The 17,551-nt window shown below is 69.9% G+C and carries 14 protein-coding genes; 7 read left to right on the forward strand and 7 right to left on the reverse strand.

Annotated elements, in window-relative coordinates:
- The first annotated feature begins 101 nt into the window (after window positions 1-101).
- On the forward strand, window positions 102-2,180 hold the full coding sequence (locus ACZ4TW_RS11025) for a DNA gyrase/topoisomerase IV subunit B (RefSeq protein ID WP_465542761.1): 2,079 nt from the start codon (window positions 102-104) through the stop codon (window positions 2,178-2,180).
- A 28-nt stretch (window positions 2,181-2,208) separates the two neighbouring features.
- Here the strand turns inward: ACZ4TW_RS11025 and ACZ4TW_RS11030 are convergent, their stop codons facing one another.
- Complete coding sequence (locus tag ACZ4TW_RS11030) at window positions 2,209-3,543, reverse strand: FAD-binding oxidoreductase (protein WP_465542762.1); 1,335 nt, start codon at window positions 3,541-3,543, stop codon at window positions 2,209-2,211.
- A gap of 135 nt (window positions 3,544-3,678) precedes the next feature.
- A complete protein-coding gene (locus tag ACZ4TW_RS11035; protein ID WP_465542763.1) occupies window positions 3,679-6,147 on the reverse strand; it encodes a DNA gyrase/topoisomerase IV subunit A in 2,469 nt (822 codons plus the stop codon).
- Between the two features lie 79 nt (window positions 6,148-6,226).
- On the opposite strand from ACZ4TW_RS11035, the gene ACZ4TW_RS11040 reads away from it, so the two are divergent.
- Window positions 6,227-7,372 carry an alkaline phosphatase family protein gene (locus ACZ4TW_RS11040; protein ID WP_465542764.1) on the forward strand — a complete coding sequence of 382 codons (1,146 nt, stop codon included), beginning with the start codon at window positions 6,227-6,229 and terminating at the stop codon, window positions 7,370-7,372.
- Window positions 7,373-7,421: 49 nt separating this feature from the next.
- Here ACZ4TW_RS11040 and ACZ4TW_RS11045 read toward each other — a convergent pair whose 3' ends face one another.
- On the reverse strand, window positions 7,422-8,006 hold the full coding sequence (locus tag ACZ4TW_RS11045) for a DUF3043 domain-containing protein (protein WP_465542765.1): 585 nt from the start codon (window positions 8,004-8,006) through the stop codon (window positions 7,422-7,424).
- 40 nt (window positions 8,007-8,046) lie between these two features.
- On the opposite strand from ACZ4TW_RS11045, the gene ACZ4TW_RS11050 reads away from it, so the two are divergent.
- The 5 genes from ACZ4TW_RS11050 (at window position 8,047) to ACZ4TW_RS11070 (ending at window position 13,213) form a co-directional block, all read left to right on the forward strand.
- Window positions 8,047-9,489: a M20/M25/M40 family metallo-hydrolase gene (locus ACZ4TW_RS11050; RefSeq protein ID WP_465542766.1), complete on the forward strand. Its 1,443-nt coding sequence runs from the start codon at window positions 8,047-8,049 to the stop codon at window positions 9,487-9,489.
- A gap of 97 nt (window positions 9,490-9,586) precedes the next feature.
- On the forward strand, window positions 9,587-9,937 hold the full coding sequence (locus ACZ4TW_RS11055; protein ID WP_465542767.1) for a HesB/IscA family protein: 351 nt from the start codon (window positions 9,587-9,589) through the stop codon (window positions 9,935-9,937).
- Between the two features lie 195 nt (window positions 9,938-10,132).
- Window positions 10,133-11,023, forward strand: a complete 891-nt coding sequence (gene ctaC / locus ACZ4TW_RS11060; protein WP_465542768.1) for an aa3-type cytochrome oxidase subunit II — start codon at window positions 10,133-10,135, stop codon at window positions 11,021-11,023.
- A 6-nt stretch (window positions 11,024-11,029) separates the two neighbouring features.
- A complete protein-coding gene (ctaD, locus tag ACZ4TW_RS11065; protein ID WP_465542769.1) occupies window positions 11,030-12,766 on the forward strand; it encodes an aa3-type cytochrome oxidase subunit I in 1,737 nt (578 codons plus the stop codon).
- Window positions 12,767-13,213 carry a cytochrome c oxidase subunit 4 gene (locus tag ACZ4TW_RS11070; RefSeq protein ID WP_465542770.1) on the forward strand — a complete coding sequence of 149 codons (447 nt, stop codon included), beginning with the start codon at window positions 12,767-12,769 and terminating at the stop codon, window positions 13,211-13,213.
- Window positions 13,214-13,282: 69 nt separating this feature from the next.
- Here ACZ4TW_RS11070 and ACZ4TW_RS11075 read toward each other — a convergent pair whose 3' ends face one another.
- From ACZ4TW_RS11075 to qcrA, 4 genes are read right to left on the reverse strand one after another with little or no spacing between them, the layout of a single operon-like run.
- Window positions 13,283-13,936, reverse strand: coding sequence for a methyltransferase domain-containing protein (locus ACZ4TW_RS11075; protein ID WP_465542771.1), 654 nt, complete (start codon window positions 13,934-13,936; stop codon window positions 13,283-13,285).
- 20 nt (window positions 13,937-13,956) lie between these two features.
- Entirely contained in the window at window positions 13,957-14,814 is an 858-nt protein-coding gene (locus ACZ4TW_RS11080; RefSeq protein ID WP_465542772.1) for a putative RNA methyltransferase, read from the reverse strand.
- 32 nt (window positions 14,815-14,846) lie between these two features.
- Window positions 14,847-16,460, reverse strand: coding sequence for a cytochrome bc1 complex cytochrome b subunit (gene qcrB, locus ACZ4TW_RS11085; RefSeq protein ID WP_465542773.1), 1,614 nt, complete (start codon window positions 16,458-16,460; stop codon window positions 14,847-14,849).
- Window positions 16,457-17,533 carry a cytochrome bc1 complex Rieske iron-sulfur subunit gene (gene qcrA, locus ACZ4TW_RS11090; protein WP_465542774.1) on the reverse strand — a complete coding sequence of 359 codons (1,077 nt, stop codon included), beginning with the start codon at window positions 17,531-17,533 and terminating at the stop codon, window positions 16,457-16,459. The genes qcrB and qcrA overlap by 4 nt, the downstream gene beginning before the upstream one ends.
- Window positions 17,534-17,551 lie beyond the last annotated feature (18 nt).

Here is a 17,551-nt window from a genome sequence, read left to right on the forward strand (position 1 = left end):
AAACACGTGCGCGGGGCGGTTCCTTCCGGATGGCTGCGCATTTCGCTCAGCGCGAAGCGCCTGGCCGGCGATGCCGGTGGGCATCACTAGGCTTGGGCGACGTGAGTTCCGACTATTCCGCCCGCCATCTCTCCGTGCTCGAGGGCCTCGAGGCCGTCCGCAAGCGGCCGGGCATGTACATCGGCTCGTCCGACTCCCGCGGCCTCATGCACTGCCTGTGGGAGATCATCGACAACTCGGTCGACGAGGCGCTCGGTGGGCACGGTAGCGAGATCGACGTCGTGCTGCACGCCGATGGCAGCGTCGAGGTCCGCGACCGCGCGCGCGGAATCCCGGTCGACGTCGAGCCGAAGACCGGCCTCACGGGCGTCGAGGTCGTCTTCACCAAGCTCCACGCGGGCGGCAAGTTCGGCTCGGGTTCCTACTCGGCGTCGGGCGGCCTGCACGGCGTGGGCGCCTCGGTCGTGAACGCGCTGTCCGAGCGGCTCGACGTCGAGGTCGACCGCGGCGGCGCGACGTGGGCCATGTCGTTCCACCGTGGCGAGCCGGGCATCTTCGCCGACCGCGGGGCGCCCTCGCCCGCTGCGACGTTCACGCCCTTCGAGCAATCCAGCCAACTGCGCAAGGTCGGGCGTGTCGCGAAGGGCGTGACCGGTACGCGGGTGCGCTACTGGGCCGACCCCCAGATCTTCACGAAGGGCGCCGCGTTCCAGGTCGACGAGCTGCTGAACCGCGCGCGGCAGACCGCGTTCCTCGTCCCGGGCCTCGCGATCTCGGTGATCGACGAGCGGGGGGAGGAGCCCGAGAGGCACCGCTTCCAGTTCGACGGCGGCATCTCCGAGTTCGTCGAGCATCTCGCGGTCGACGGCCCGGTGACCGACGTCTGGCGCGTCACCGGCGACGGCCGGTTCACCGAGACGGTCCCGGTGCTCAACGACCACGGGGCGATGATCCCGACCGACGTCGAGCGCCACTGCCACGTCGACATCGCGCTGCGCTGGGGCACCGGCTACGAGACGGTGATGCGCAGCTTCGTGAACATCATCGCCACGCCCAAGGGCGGCACGCACCAGGCCGGCTTCGAGCAGGGCCTCCTCCGGTTCCTGCGCCAGCAGGTCGAGCAGAACGCCCGTCGCCTGAAGGTCGGCAACGACAAGCTCGACAAGGACGACGTGCTGGCCGGCCTCACCGTCGTGCTGACCGTGCGGCTGCCCGAACCGCAGTTCGAGGGCCAGACGAAGGAGGTCCTCGGCACTCCCGCGGTGCGTTCGATCGTCGCCTCGGTCGTGCAGAAGGCGCTCGGCGAGCGGTTCGCGTCGACCCGGCGCGACGACAAGGCCCAGACGTCATTGCTGCTCGACAAGATCGTCGCCGAGATGAAGGCGCGCATCTCCGCGCGCACCCACAAGGAGACCCAGCGGCGCAAGAACGCCCTCGAGACGTCGTCGCTGCCCGCGAAGCTCGTGGACTGCCGCTCGAGCGACGTCGCGCAGAGCGAGCTGTTCATCGTCGAGGGCGACTCTGCGCTCGGCACGGCCAAGCTGGCTCGCGACAGCGAGCACCAGGCGCTGCTGCCCATCCGCGGCAAGATCCTCAACGTGCAGAAGGCGAGCATCGCCGACATGCTGAGCAATGCCGAGTGCGCCTCGATCATCCAGGTGATCGGCGCCGGGTCGGGTCGGAGCTTCGACCTGGCGACCGCGCGGTACGGCAAGGTCATCATCATGAGCGACGCCGACGTCGACGGCGCCCACATCCGCACGCTGCTGCTGACGCTGTTCTTCCGCTACATGCGCCCGATGATCGAGGACGGCCGGGTCTTCGCCGCCGTGCCGCCACTGCACCGCGTCGTCGTCCTGAACCCCGGCTCCAAGCCGAACGACGTCCTGTACACGTACTCCGAGGCCGAGCTGCAGGGCGTGCTCGCCACCCTCCGCAAGCAGGGCAAGCGGTACCAAGACCCCATCCAGCGCTACAAGGGCCTCGGCGAGATGGATGCCGACCAGCTCGCGACGACCACGATGGACCGTCGTCACCGCACGCTCCGGCGTGTGGGGGTCGCCGACGCCGAGAACGCCGGCCGCGTGTTCGAGCTGCTGATGGGCAACGAGGTCGCGCCCCGCAAGGAGTTCATCGTCGACAGCGCGGCGGCGCTGACGCGCGACCGCATCGACGCCTGACCGGCCCGACGCCGTTGCCCGCACGGAGTCAGGCTCGCGTGGGGGAGATGTTCTGGTTGAGGTGGAAGACGTTGCCCGGATCGTACGCGTCCTTGACCGATCGGAGCCGCGTGAGCTTCTCCTCGGTGTACGCGCGCCGGAGCCCTGCGGCGCCGTCATCGCCGAGCACGTTGACGTAGGCGCCGCTGGCGAAAGGTTCCATGGTGCCGGCGTATCGTCGGGCGGACTCCATCCGCCGCGCATCCTCGGCCTGATCCTCCCACCGGGTCGCCGCGACGAGCTCGAACGCGGTGTCGCGTCGGGAGAACGCCGTGTCGGCGTCGGCCACCTCCGCGATCGCACCGCCGTACGCCTGCAGGCTGACGTTCGGCGGGCGGTCCGCCTCTCGGGAGAGGATGGCATCGATCACCGCGTCGCCCAGCTCACTGAAGTAGTGGCCCTTCCAGTACCGGCGCCACGCATGCGCCTCCACGTCGTCCTCGCGCCTCTGCAGCTCGAGATACGACAGGGGCGCGACGATCCGCCCGGCCGGCTCGCCCGCGGCGGCCAGCCGGGCGCCGAGATCATCCGCCAGGGCGGCGCCCTCGGCGGGGTCGCCCACCCAGACGAAACCGAGCGAGACCGTCTGCTCCACGATGGTCGCATTCCACGTTGCGCGCCGGTCGGCCGTGCGGCTCGCGTCGCGCCAGACCCGCATCGGGCCCGCGGCGGATGCCACGGGGAACAGGAACTCGACCGACAGCGCCGCTCCCGGCTCGGGATGCAACGCGAACTCGAACTCGGTCACCACGCCGAAGTTGCCGCCGCCCCCGCGCAGCGCCCAGTACAGCTCGGGATGCGAGCCGGCATCCGCCCGCAGGGTCTCGCCTGCGGCCGTCACGACCTCGAACGAGACGACGTTGTCGCACGCGAGCCCGTGCCGGCGCGCGAGCCAGCCCATGCCGCCGCCGAGGGTGAGACCCCCGACCCCGGTGTGCGACACGTTGCCCGCGGTCGTCGCCAACCCGTGCCGCTGGGCCGCACGGTCGAGCGCACCGAGGAGTGCACCGCCCTCGACGCGCGCGCGACGCGTCCGGGCATCCACCCTCACCCCGCCCATCGGTCGGAGGTCGAGCATGATCCCGCCCTCCGGGACGGCGTGGCCGACGATGCCGTGACCGCCGCACCGGATCCCGACTTCCAATCGATGCTCGTCGGCGAACCGCAGCGCCGCCGCGACATCGGCCGCGCTCGTGCAGCGGACGATGAATTCCGGCCGACGGTCGATCATCGCGTTCCACACGGATCGCGCCTCGTCGTAGCCCGGATCGCCGCGCTCGAGCACCGGCCCGTCGACCCTGCTCCGCAGCATCCACCCCGTCATCGACCACCTCGCATGCTGGATGCGGGTTCCCGCCCGACCTCGCGACGACCCGCCCGATCACGGCCGAAGATGCCACTCGGCGCTCGCGAGGTCAAGCCGCGGGCGAGTCCGACCCCGGACCAGGGCCGGCGGTGGTCAGCGGATGGCGCGACCGACGACCTGCACGACCGCCTCGAGCTGCTGGCCCGACCCGTCGCGCCGGCCGCCGCCGTCGGGCAGCGGCCGCACCGAGCCGTCGGGCCCCAGCGCGTGCGCGGGGCCGGGGCCGACCCACGCGAGCGAGAGGGCGTCCTGGCCCTTGAGGAAGCGGTGCGCGCGGACGCCGCCGGTCGCGCGGCCCTTGGCCGGGTACTCGGCGAAATCGGAGACCTTTGCGGCGCCGGGATCGGCACCCAGGAGCGTGTCACTCGATGCGGCGACCGTGACGACCACGGCACGCTCGACGTCGGGGCGCGGAAGTGCGGTGAACTCGACGGCCTTCGCCCCCGGCGCCAGCTTGATGCCCGCCATGCCGCCGGCCGGGCAGCCCTGAGGGCGGACCGCGGACGCCGGGAAGTGCAGCAGCTGCGCGTCGCTCGTGACGAACACCAACTCGTCGTCGTCACCGCCCTGCGCGGCGCCCACGACGCGGTCGCCCGGCTTCAGCGCGATGACCTCGAAGTCGGGCCGGTTCGGATAGCCGCCCGGGGCGACCCGCTTGACGACGCCCTGCTCGGTGCCGAGCACGATCGGCTGCGACGATTCGAGGGACACGATCGCGAGCACCTTCTCGTCGCGATCGGGCAGCGCGAGGTAGTCCGGGACGCGCACGCCCGCGGCGAGCTGCACCGAGTTCGGGGGCAGCACGGGCAGCTCGAGCGGCGAGAACCGGATGACCCGGCCCTTCGAGGTGACCGCTCCGATCTCGGTGCGGCTCGTGGTCTCGAGCTCGGACCGGACGCCGTCGTGCTTGGACCGCCGGCTCGGGGGCATGATGGCGACCGTCGTCTCGCCGTCGGGCGCGTCGACCCGGGCGATGCGCCCGGTGGCGCTGAGGATGACCCGGCAGGGCACGTCGGCGTGCTCGAGCGTGGCCGGGTCGACCGCCTTGCGGGTCTTGGGGAGCACGCGCGCCTCGGTGAGCATCGTGCGACGCGGCGTGCCGTAGAGGTCGGCGGCCCGGTCGAGCTCGTCGGCGACCTGAGCGCGGATCCGAACGTCGCTGCCGAGCAGCTCCTCGAGCCCGGCGATCTCGGCGAGGAGCTGGTCGCGCTCGGCCTCGAGCTCGATGCGCGAGAACTTCGTCAGTCGCCGCAGGCGCAGCTCGAGGATGTACTCGGACTGGAGTTGGCTGAGGTCGAAGACCTCCATGAGGCGCGAACGGGCGGCATCCGCATCGTCGCTGGAGCGGATGACCTGGATGACCTCGTCGATGTCGAGGATCGCGATCAGCAGGCCCTCGACGAGGTGCAGGCGCTCGCGCCGACGCGCGAGGCGGAACTCGGACCGCCGGGTGACGACGCTGATGCGGTGCGCGAGGTAGACCTCGAGCAACTCGCGCAGCCCGAGCGTCTGCGGCTGGCCGTCGACCAGGGCCACGCTGTTGATGTTGAAGGAATCCTCGAGCGGCGTGAGCCGGTAGAGCTGCTCGAGCACCGCCTGCGGATTGAAGCCCGTCTTCACGCCGATGACCAGCCGGAGGCCGCGGGTGCGGTCGGTGAGGTCGGTGACGTCGGCGATCCCGGTGATCTTCTTGGCGTTCACGCCATCCTTGATCTTCTCGATCACCTTCTCGGGCCCGACGAGGTAGGGCAACTCGGTGACGACGAGCCCGGTCTTGCGCGCCGTCAACTGCTCGATCGAGACCTTCGCGCGGGTCTTGAACGAGCCGCGGCCGGTCGCGTAGGCGTCGCGTACGCCCGCGAGCCCGACGATCGTGCCGCCGGACGGGAAATCGGGGCCCGGCACGAACTCCATGAGCTCGTCGAGGGTGGCCTCGGGGTCGACCAGCAGGTGCCGCGCGGCCGCGACGACCTCGACGAGGTTGTGCGGCGCCATGTTCGTGGCCATGCCGACCGCGATGCCGCTCGCACCGTTGACGAGCAGGTTGGGGATGGCGGCGGGCAGCACCTCGGGCTGCTGGTGCGAGTTGTCGTAGTTCGGGATGAAGTCGACGACATCCTCGTCGAGGCTCTCGGTCATCGACATGGCGGGTGGCGCCATGCGCGCCTCGGTGTACCGCGCCGCGGCCGGGCCGTCGTCGAGCGAGCCGAAGTTGCCGTGTCCGTCGACGAGGGGCACGCGCAGCGTGAACGGCTGGGCGAGGCGCACGAGCGCGTCGTAGATCGCGGAGTCGCCGTGGGGGTGCAGCTTGCCCATGACCTCGCCGACGACGCGCGCGGACTTGACGTGGCCGCGATCGGGGCGCAGCCCCATGTCGCTCATCATGTAGAGGATGCGTCGCTGGACCGGCTTGAGGCCGTCGCGCGCGTCGGGCAGCGCGCGCGAGTAGATGACCGAGTAGGCGTACTCGAGGAACGACCCCTGCATCTCCTCCGCGACGTCGATGTCATCGATCCGCTCGGCGATCTGGGAGGAGATGGGCTCGTTCTTGCCTGGGGTCATTCGTCGTCTCTGAACAGGGCGTGACGGGCACGCACGGGGAAGCGGGGGGCCGCGGCCGGCCTGTGCCAGACTGGGCGCGATGCCTGCAATGCTACCGGTGCCCACCGACGGCGCCCCGAGGCTCACCGGGGTGCTCGGCGCGGCGCTCGCATCGCTCGCGGGCACGCCCAACCCGTTCGACCTGCCCCGCGCGAACTCGGCGGTGGTCGTGCTCGTCGACGGCCTCGGCGCGTCGAACCTGCGCGGGCGGGCAGGACACGCGCGGTCCCTCGTCGGCCGGATGGCGAGGCGCGACGTGATCCGCACCGTCTTCCCGTCCACGACGGCCGCTGCCGTCGCGAGCTTCGCCACGGGGCTCATGCCCGGCGCTCACGGGCTCATGGGCTATCGCGTGCCCGACCGGGCGAACGACCGCATCGTCAACCAGCTCAGCGGGTGGGACGAGCGGATGGTGCCCGAGCAGTGGCAGCGCCATCCGACGGTCTTCGACCAGGCGATCGAGCGGGGGTTCCGGGCCGTCGCGGTCGGCGGCACCCGCTACGCGGAGTCCGGCTTCACCCGGGCCGTGCTGCGGGGTGCGGAGTACCGCTCCGGAGCGAAGGTGCCCGACCGATTCGCCGAGGCCCTCCGCGTCACCGAGGAGGGGCCGGCGCTCGTCTACGTCTACGTATCCGAGCTCGACCAGATCGCGCACGCGCACGGCTGGGAGTCCGACCGCTGGATCGCCGCGCTCGAGGCGCTCGACGCCGAGGTCGCCGCGTTCGAGCGACGGATGCCGCGGGGCACGGGCGTCCTCCTCACCGCCGACCACGGCGTGGTCGACGTCCCGGCGCACCGGCACGTGTTCGTCGACGCGTCGCCGGAACTGCTCGACGGCATCCGGCACATCGCCGGTGAGCCGCGCTGCCTCGGCCTCGTGCTCGAACCCGGGCTCGACGCAGGGGAGCGGGCCGCGCTCCTCGAGCGGTGGCGCGCCGTGGAGGGCGACCGGGCGTGGGTGCTCTCCGGCGACGAGGCGGTCGCGGCGGGACTGTACGGCGACGTCGAGCCGGGGAATCGCGACCGGATCGCCGACATCCTGGTCGCGGCGCGGGCCGGCGTGGCGTACTACGACCGACGCGAGCCCGACCGGCGCGGCGAGGACATGGTGGGCCAGCACGGCTCGCTCACCGACGAGGAGACCCGGGTGCCGCTGATCCGCCTGGGTGCGTTCAGCCGCGACTGAACTCCGAGCGTCCGACGGCGCCGGGTGCCCTCCGCCCGGCCCGACCCGATCAGGCGGGGTACTGGCCCCGCTTGACCTGGGGCTTCGGGAGTCGCAGCGGGCGCAACTGCAGCGCACGCATCGCCGCATACCAGCGGATGCGCTCGACCTTGTCGGCGCCGAACTTCGCGGCCAGCTTGCGCCTGAGCACCACGCCGAGGATGATCACGTCGACCACGGAGACGAGGAAGAACGCCCACAGGGCGAAGATGCCGATGGTCTGCACCTCGTAGCTCGGGATGAAGGTCAGCACGATCACCGCGAACATGACGGGGATGAGGACCTCGCCGATGCTGAAGCGAGCGTCGACGTAGTCGCGCACGTACTTCTTCTGCGGGCCGCGGTCGCGGACCGGGAGGTACTTCTCCTCGCCGGCGGCCAGGCCGAGCCGCGCCCGCTCGCGCTGGTCGGCCGCCTTCGCACGCGCCTGGCGCGCCGCCTCCTTGCGGTCGTTCGGCACGAGCGGACGCTTGCGGGCCGCCTCCTGGGCGGCGCGGCTCGGCGTCGGAACGCCCTTGCCCGCTTTCGGGGACGCGGGCGTGTCGCCGTCGCCGGTCTGGGGCGCGGGCATGTCGGTGCTGGGGTGCTTGGCCACGGGGAGTCCTCGTCGATCGGTTCGTCTTAAGATTACCCGCATGACCGAGCCCCGAACCGACGTCCAGCCTGCCCGCGAACGCGGCGATCGCCCGCAGACGGCGACCCTCGAGCGCCTCCGGACGGCGGTGGAGCAGGGGTTCCCGTCGACCGTCGCCGACCTGACGGGGCTGGTGCGCATCCCATCGGTCTCGTGGGGCGCCTTCGACCCCGAGCACGTGGCCAGGAGCGCGGAGGCGGTCGCCGAGCTGGTGCGCGGGCTCGGCGTGTTCGAGGTCGTCGACATCCGCCGTGCGCCCCTGCCGGATGGCGACCGGCTCGGCCAGCCCGCCGTGGTCGCCCGCCGTCCCGCCCGCAACGGCCGCCCGACCGTGCTCCTCTACGCGCACCACGACGTGCAGCCCCCGGGCCGCGACGAGGACTGGGAGTCGGCGCCGTTCGAGCCGACCCTGCGCGGCGACCGGCTCTACGGCCGGGGCGCCGCCGACGACAAGGCGGGCGTGATGTCGCACGTCGCGGCGATCCGTGCCCTCGTCGACGTCCTCGGCGACGACCTCGACCTCGGCATCGCGCTCTTCATCGAAGGCGAAGAGGAGTACGGCTCGCGCTCGTTCGCGAACTTCCTCCGCGAGCATCGCGACCTGCTCGAGGCCGACGCGATCGTCGTCGCCGACTCGAACAACTGGGACGTCGACACGCCCGCGCTGACCATCGCGCTGCGCGGCAACGTCACCTTCCGCCTCACGATCGCGACCCTCGACCACGCCTCGCACTCGGGCATGTTCGGGGGAGCGGTGCCCGACGCCATGCTCGCCGCGATCCGCCTGCTCGACTCGCTCTGGGATGCCGACGGCGCGGTCGCCGTCGACGGGCTCCGCTCGGCCGACCTGGCGACGCCCGACTACGACGAGGCGCAGCTGCGCGCCGAGACCGGCCTGCTCGACGGGGTCTCGCCCATCGGTCGCGGCAGCATCCTCTCGCGCATCTGGGCGCAGCCCTCCATCACCGTCACGGGCATCGATGCGCCGTCGGTCGCCAACGCGTCGAACACGCTGCTGCCTCGCGTGGCGGTCAGGCTGAGCGCTCGCATCGCCCCGGGCCAGGACGCGGGCGAGGCCTACGAGGCGCTCCGCGCCCACCTGCTCGCGCACGCGCCGTTCGGCGCGCACCTGGAGATCGAGGACGTCGACACCGGCCAACCGTTCCTCGTCGACACGAGCGGGTGGGCCGTCGCGGAGGCCAAGGCGGCGATGGCCGATGCATGGGGCCGCGAGCCCGTGGACATCGGCGTCGGCGGATCGATCCCGTTCATCGCCGAGCTCGTCGAGGAGTTCCCCTCTGCCCAGATCCTCGTGACCGGGGTGGAGGACCCGGACTCGCGGGCGCACAGCCCCAACGAGTCGCTGCATCTCGGCGTCTTCCGGCGCGCGGTGCTCGCCGAGGCCGCGTTCCTCGCCCGACTCGAGTCTCGGGTCCGGGGCTGAGCGTCGTCTGCGTGCGCGTCATGCGGCGCAGCGCGCTGGGGGAGTGCCCAGCCGGCGCGGGTACAATCGAGGCATCCGTACTTCTTCGAGGAGTGACATGAGCGACACCATCACCGACGCCGTCCACGGCGTGAAGCTGAGCGAGCCCGCCGCCGACAAGGTCCGCAGCCTCCTCGTGCAGGAGGGCCGCGACGACCTCCGTCTGCGCGTGGCCGTCCAGCCGGGCGGCTGCTCGGGGCTCATCTACCAGCTCTACTTCGACGAGCGGCTGCTCGACGGCGACGCCGTCGTCGACTTCTCGGGCGTCGAGGTCGTGGTCGACAAGATGAGCGTGCCCTATCTCGACGGCTCGACGATCGACTTCGAGGACACCATCCAGAAGCAGGGCTTCACCATCGACAACCCCAACGCGCAGGGCAGCTGCGCGTGCGGCGACTCCTTCCACTGAGACGCCCGCGACCCGGAAGGGGAGACCGCTCACGCGGTCTCCCCTTCCTCGTTTCGGCCGATGGTCGCGGGATTCCTCGCACACTCACCTGAACGCGCGCCGAGGGTGCACGAGCGGGCTGTCGACTCGGAGTAGGCTAGGCATGATCAATGCGCTTCGCTGAGAGGCGCCTTCGAATCTCCCGAAAGGTCACCGGTGCGCCACAATCGCCGTCTCCGATGGGCTGCAGTTCCGATCGCAGCGACGCTCAGCCTCGTCCTCGCCGGATGCACGCAGGCACAGCTGAACGGATTCCTCCCCGGGTTCGTCGAGGGCGAGCCGCCCGTGACCAACCACACGGAGCGCGTCTCGGGTCTGTGGGTGACGTCCTGGATCGTCCTCCTGGTGGTCGGCATGATCACGTGGGGCCTCACCATCTGGGCGGTCATCGCGTACCGCCGGCGCAAGGGCCAGACCGGCCTGCCGGTGCAGCTGCGGTACAACATGCCGATCGAGGTGTTCTACACGGTCGTGCCGCTCATCCTGGTGCTGGGCTTCTTCGCCTTCACCGCGCGCGACCAGGCCGCGATCGAGGCCCGCTTCGCCGAAGACGAGGTCGACGTCAAGATCGAGGCGATCGCGAAGCAGTGGGCATGGGACTTCAACTATGTCAACGAGGACGTCTACTCCGCCGGGATCCAGGCCCAGGCCGAGGGCGACGGCAGCGGTTCCGTCAAGCAGGAGGAGCTGCCGACGCTCGTCCTCCCCGTCGGCGCGAACGTCGAGATCGCCCTCGAGGCGCGTGACGTGATCCACTCGTTCTGGGTCGTGGACTTCCTCTACAAGAAGGACATGTTCCCCGGCAAGACGAACTACATGTCGTTCGTCCCCGAGCGCGAGGGCACCTACGCCGGCAAGTGCGCCGAGCTCTGCGGCGAGTACCACTCGCTGATGCTCTTCAATGTCGAGGTCGTCTCCGAGGCCGAGTACGAGGACTACATCGAGTCGCTCCGCGACGCCGGCCAGGAGGGCCAGCTGTCGAGCGAGTACGACCGCAACCAGAACCTGCCCGGAACGGGCGCGCCCGAACTCGAAGAGGAAGAGTAAGCCGCGATGAGCACCACCACCGCACCGGCTCGCCCCACGGCGTCGTCCCAGCCGTTCGGCGCGCTGAAGGTCGAGCGCAAGGGCAACGTCCTCGTCAAGTGGATCACCTCGACCGACCACAAGGTGATCGGGTACCTCTACCTGATCACGTCGTTCATCTACTTCTGCATCGGCGGCGTGATGGCCCTCATCATCCGCGCCCAGTTGTTCGAGCCCGGCCTCGAGATCGTCCAGACGCGCGAGCAGTACAACCAGCTGTTCACGATGCACGGCACGATCATGCTGCTGATGTTCGCGACGCCGCTGTTCGCGGGCTTCGCGAACGTGCTCATGCCGCTTCAGATCGGCGCTCCCGACGTCGCCTTCCCGCGCCTGAACGCGCTGGCGTACTGGATGTTCAACTTCGGGTCGCTCATGGCCGTCGCGGGCTTCTTCACCCCGCAGGGCGCGGCGTCGTTCGGATGGTTCGCCTACCAACCGCTCGCTTCGACGACGTTCTCACCAGGCGTCGGGGGGAACCTCTGGATGCTCGGGCTCGGTCTCTCGGGCTTCGGCACGATCCTCGGCGCCGTGAACTTCATCACGACGATCATCACGATGCGCGCGCCGGGCATGACCATGTTCCGGATGCCGATCTTCACGTGGAACACCCTCGTGACCTCGATCCTCGTCCTCATGGCGTTCCCTGTGCTCGCCGCGGCGATCCTGGCCGCCGCCGCCGACCGCATCTTCAACGCGCATATCTACGATCCCGAGAACGGCGGCGTCATCCTCTGGCAGCACCTGTTCTGGTTCTTCGGGCATCCCGAGGTGTACATCATCGCGCTGCCGTTCTTCGGCATCGTCTCGGAGATCTTCCCGGTCTTCAGCCGGAAGCCGATCTTCGGGTACAAGACCCTGATCTACGCGACGATCGCGATCGCGGCACTGTCGGTCTCCGTCTGGGCGCACCACATGTACGTCACCGGCTCGGTGCTGCTGCCGTTCTTCGCGCTCATGACCATGCTCATCGCGGTGCCGACCGGCGTGAAGATCTTCAACTGGGTCGGTACCATGTGGCGCGGCTCGATCACGTTCGAGACACCGCTCATCTGGTCGCTCGGCTTCCTCATCACGTTCGTCTTCGGCGGTCTCACCGGCGTCATCCTCGCGTCGCCGCCGCTCGACTTCCACGTGTCCGACACCTACTTCGTCGTCGCGCACTTCCACTACGTGGTGTTCGGCACCGTGGTGTTCGCGATGTTCGCGGGCTTCTACTTCTGGTGGCCGAAGTGGACCGGCAAGATGCTGAACGAGACGCTCGGCAAGTGGCACTTCTGGTTGCTGTTCATCGGCTTCCACACGACGTTCCTCATCCAGCACTGGCTGGGCGTCGTGGCCATGCCCCGCCGGTACTACTCGTACCTGCCTGAAGACAACATCACCTGGATGAACCAGCTCTCCACGATCGGCGCGTTCATCCTGGCGATCTCGCTGCTGCCGTTCTTCCTGAACGTCTACATCACCGCCCGCCGGGCCCCGAAGGTGACCGTGAACGACCCGTGGGGCTACGGCGGATCGCTCGAGTGGGCGACCAGCTGCCCGCCGCCGCGACACAACTTCACGTCGATCCCGCGCATCCGCTCGGAGCGTCCCGCGTTCGACCTGAACCACCCGGAGGCCGGCATCCCCGTGGGCATCGGTCCCGCCAAGGATGCGCCCCAGGCTCCGGTGTACGACGCCGAGACGAAGGAAGTCAAGTAGATGCGCGCCAACGTCATCCTGTTCTGGATCCTTGCCGGGTTCTTCGCACTGGCGACGGCCGTCTACGCCTTCTGGAGCTCTATCGACAGCGCGTCCCGTATCGCCGACGCGCATGTGCCGGTCGGGCCCGAGTGGGCCGGGACGATCGCCCTCGCCCTCACGTCCATCCTCGGTGCCTTCATCGCGTTCTACCTCGGGCGTGTGCGGAAGGAACAGGGCGGGACGCTCCCCGAGGACCGGCTCGACGCGAACATCGACGACGGCGACGCCGAGCTCGGCTTCTTCAGCCCGTGGAGTTGGTGGCCGATCGTGCTCGCCGGCGGCGCGGCGCTCGCGTTCCTCGGCCTCGCCGTGGGGGTCTGGATCACCTTCATCGCCGTGCCGATCGCGCTCGTGGCCCTCGTGGGCTGGGTGTACGAGTACTACCGCGGCAACTTCGCGCGCTGATCGCTGACCCGTACGAAGGTCCCGGCACGGATCTGCCGGGACCTTCGCCCATTCCGGGGGTCCGCCCGATCACGTCCGCATGGCACCGACGATCCACCATCGCGGCCCTGTCCGAAGGGGCGCGACCTGCAGCCCTGCCCGTGCGAGGGTGGCGTACATCGCGGCCGGCGGGTGGATGTACGCACGATACTCCCGGCCGCGGACCCGCATGATCCAGTTCTCGACGGCCACGGGGAGCCGCGTGAACCAGGTGCGGGGCGGATGGCTGAACACGAGTCCCCGGAGCGCGTGGGCCGCCGCAGCGTCCAGCAGCCGATCCGGTTCGGGGTAACAGCACACCACGCGGTGGAGCACGACGAAGTCCGCCGGCGCGATCCGGTCGCCCTGCGTCGCGAGGTCCACGCCCACGAACCGGGTGACGCGGTCCACGACACCCCGTTCGTCGAGCAGCGAGCGCGCCTCGGTCTCGTATGCCCCCGACAACTCGAGGTTCGTCGCGCGACCCGCGCCGCGCGCGAGGAGCTCGAGCTGGATCTGCCCGACACCGCCGCCGACCTCGAGCACGGTGCACTCGGCCACCCCCTGCGCGACGAGGTGGTCCACGATGCGACGCTCCGGTACCGTCAACCCGCGACGCCGGAATCGGCTGGCGGCCTGGTTCGCGAAGTCGCCGTCGAACACGTCTTCGTAGCGTGCCGAACCCGGGTCGCAGCATTCCGGCATGCGCCCAGTATGCACCCGCGTCAGTCGTCGCGGCGCGCTGCGTGCTCGAAGGTCAGGACGTCGACGGCGACCGTCACGGCGACCCTGCCGGTCTCGTTCGACGGGCTGCTGCGGGCGGCGGCGTGGTGCGCGGACGGCCCCATGCCCGCGAGCAGATCCCTCGTCACGCGATCGGCATCGATGACGTGATCGACCGCGTCGACGCGACGCCGGTCGAGTCCGGCCGCGGCGAACTGCTCGGTCACCGCGTTCGCCTTCTCGGGTGGGACGTCGAGCAGCACGCCGTCCTGCCGCAATTCGCGGAGATGCTCGGGTCTCGGGACGACGACCACGAGCCGGCCGCCGGGGCTGAGGATCCGGGCGAACTCGACCGGGTTCCGCGGCGCGAACACGTTCAGGAGGACGTCCGCAGCGGTGTCCTTGATGGGGAGGGGGCGCCAGATGTCCAACACGACGCCGCTGGCGGTCGGTAGGGCGCGCAGTGCGGCGCGCACGGCATCCGGCGACCGGTCGGCGAGCAGGACCTCGACGCCGGCCGCGGCATCGTGCAGGTGCGCCGCATAGTAGCCGGTCCCGCATCCGAGGTCGGCCACGCGGAGCGCTCCGCGGGCACCGGGTTCGCGACCCGACAGCGCGGCCGCGGTCACCGCCTCGGCGATCGGCCGGTACGCGCCGCTGTCGAGCAGTCGCGATCGAGCGTCGAGCATCGCTCGGTCATCGCCGACCGTGCGCGGTGCCTTGGGCGGCAGCAGCGTGAGGTATCCGTGCTTCGCCACGTCGAAGCGGTGGCCGTGCGCGCAGCCGAACACCCGATCGTCGGCGGCCGAGAGGTCGGCGAAGCAGTTCGGGCACCGGAGCCAGGTCGAGTCGATCGACATGGTCCGGCGCCCGAACGTGGTGGTGCTGCGAGTCAGTGGTGGTTCGAGTGCGACGCCTCGAGCTCGCCCTTCGTCACGGGCGCGATGCGGTCCTCGAAGAACCATCGCGACATGCCCGCACGGAGACGCTCGCCGACGGTGATCTTGCCTCGCGCGTTGGGGCGGAGCATGAGCGGCTCGTACGAGTCGTAGCTCACCAGGCGCCACCGGTCGTACTCGTCGAGGGGCTGGTGCACCTCGATGAACTCGCCGCCGGGGAGCTTCACGATGCGACCCGACTCGTAGCCGTGCATCACGATCTCCCGGTCCTTCTTCTGGAGCGCGATGCACACGCGCTTCGCCACGACGTAGGCGATGATCGGCCCGAGGATGAGCAACGCCTGCAGCGCGTGGATCACGCCCTCCATGGTCAGGAGGAAGTGGGTGGCGATGAGGTCGGAGCTCGCGGCGGCCCACAGCACGGCGTAGAACGTCACGCCCGCCGCGCCGATCGCGGTGCGGGTCGGCATGTTGCGCGGGCGGTCGGCGATGTGGTGCTCTCGCTTGTCACCGGTGACCCACGCCTCGATGAAGGGGTAGATCAGGACGGTCACGATGAAGAGCCCGAGGCCGATGAGCGGGACGAGGATGTTGAACGACCACGTGCGGTCGAACAGCACGAACTCCCAGCCCGGCGGGATGAGGCGCAGGGCGCCGTCGGCGAATCCGATGTACCAGTCGGGCTGCGTGCCCGCGGAGACGGGGGAGGGGTCGTACGGGCCGTAGTTCCAGATCGGGTTGATCGTGAACAGCGACGCGATCAGGGCCACCACGCCGAAGATGATGAACATGAACCCACCGGCCTTGGCGGCGTAGATCGGGAGGATCGGCGGGCCGACGGAGTTCGTGACGTCGCGCCCGGGACCCGCGAACTGCGTGTGCTTGTGGATGAACACGTAGCCGACGTGCACGGCGATCAGCGCGACGAGCAGCGCCGGAAGCAGCAGGATGTGCAGGGTGTAGAGGCGACCCACGATGTCGGTACCCGGGAACTCGCCGCCGAAGAGCAGGAACGAGGTCCACGTGCCGATCACGGGGATGCCCTTGATCATGCCGTCGATGATGCGGAGGCCGTTGCCCGAGAGCAGGTCGTCGGGAAGCGAGTAGCCGGTGAAGCCCTCGCCCATCGCCAGGATGAAGAGGATGAACCCGAACACCCAGTTGATCTCGCGCGGCTTGCGGAATGCGCCCGTGAAGAAGATGCGCAGCATGTGCAGGCCGATCGCGGCGACGAACAGCAGCGCAGCCCAGTGGTGCATCTGGCGCACGAACAGGCCGCCCCGGATGTCGAACGAGATGTCGAGCGTGGACGCCATCGCGACCGACATCTCGACGCCCTTGAGCGGCACGTACGAGCCCTCGTACTCGACCTCTGCCATCGAGGCCTGGAAGAAGAAGGTGAGGAACGTGCCGGTGATCAGGATGACGATGAAGCTGAAGAGTGCGACCTCGCCGAGCAGGAAGGACCAGTGGTCGGGGAACGCCTTGCGGCCGAGGCCCTTGATGGCCACCGCGATGCCCGTGCGGTCGTTGACGTACTCCGATGCCGCGGCGGTGAAGGAGCGCCTACTCGGCGCTGCCGGCGGAGGGGTGGTTGCGGTGCTCAATGACGCTCCCAGAAGCTCGGGCCCACGGGTTCGGTGAAGTCGCTCTGCGCGACGAGGTAGCCCTCGTCGTCGACCGTGATGGGCAGCTGGGGCAGCGGCCGAGCGGCCGGCCCGAAGATGACCTCGCAGTGGTTGGCCACGTCGAACTGCGACTGGTGGCACGGGCAGAGCAGGTGGTGCGTGTGCTGCTCGTACAGGGCGACGGGGCAGCCCACGTGGGTGCAGATCTTGGAGTACGCGACGATGCCGTCGTACGACCACGAGCTGCGCTCTTCGGTCTCGTTGAGCTCCTCCGGGTTGAGGCGCATGAGGAGCACGGCCGCCTTGGCCTTCTCCTCGAGCCGACCGTGGTGGAGCTCGCTGAGACCTTCGGGGATGACATGGAACGCGCTGCCGATGGTGACATCGGCGGCCCGGATGGGCACGCCCGACGGGTCGAGCGTGAGCCGGGTGCCCTGCTTCCACATGGTGTGGGAGAGCAGCTCGACCGGGTGCTGGTCCTGCGGAGCGAGCCCGCGGAAGAGCACCACCGCCGGGAGCGGGAAGACGAGGAGGGCGCCGATGAGGCTGTTGCGGATCACGGTGCGACGCGAGAAGCCCGACTCCTCGTCGGCCTGGCGGAAGACCTCGACCGCACCCTGCTTCGTGGTCTCGGTGGACCCGATCGGGTGCCGGATGTCGACCGACTCAGCGGAGGTCATGAGCGACTTGCCCCAGTGGACGGCACCGAACCCGATTCCGAGCAGGGCGAGCGCGGCACCGAGCCCGAAGAACATGTTGTTCAGGCGGACGGCGTCGACGTCGTTCGACTCGATCGGGAAGAGCATGTAGGCCGCGATGGCCCACACGCTGCCGAGGATCGACAGGTAGAAGAGCGTGTACACCGTCCGCTGGGCGCGCTTCGCGCGCTGCGGGTCCTCATCGGTCACGCGGGGCCGGTGCGGCTCGAACCCGGGGTTCTCGAACCCGTCGGTCTGGATGAGTGCGGTACCCGCCCTGACGGCCGGAACGTTCGCGGCGTGCGACGAGTCGGCAGCGGCGAGTTCGGTGCCGCTGTGGTCGTCCTGTGCCATGGTTCTCCTTCTTCGCTT

The sequence above is a fragment of the Agromyces sp. NPDC029043 genome (assembly GCF_055564615.1).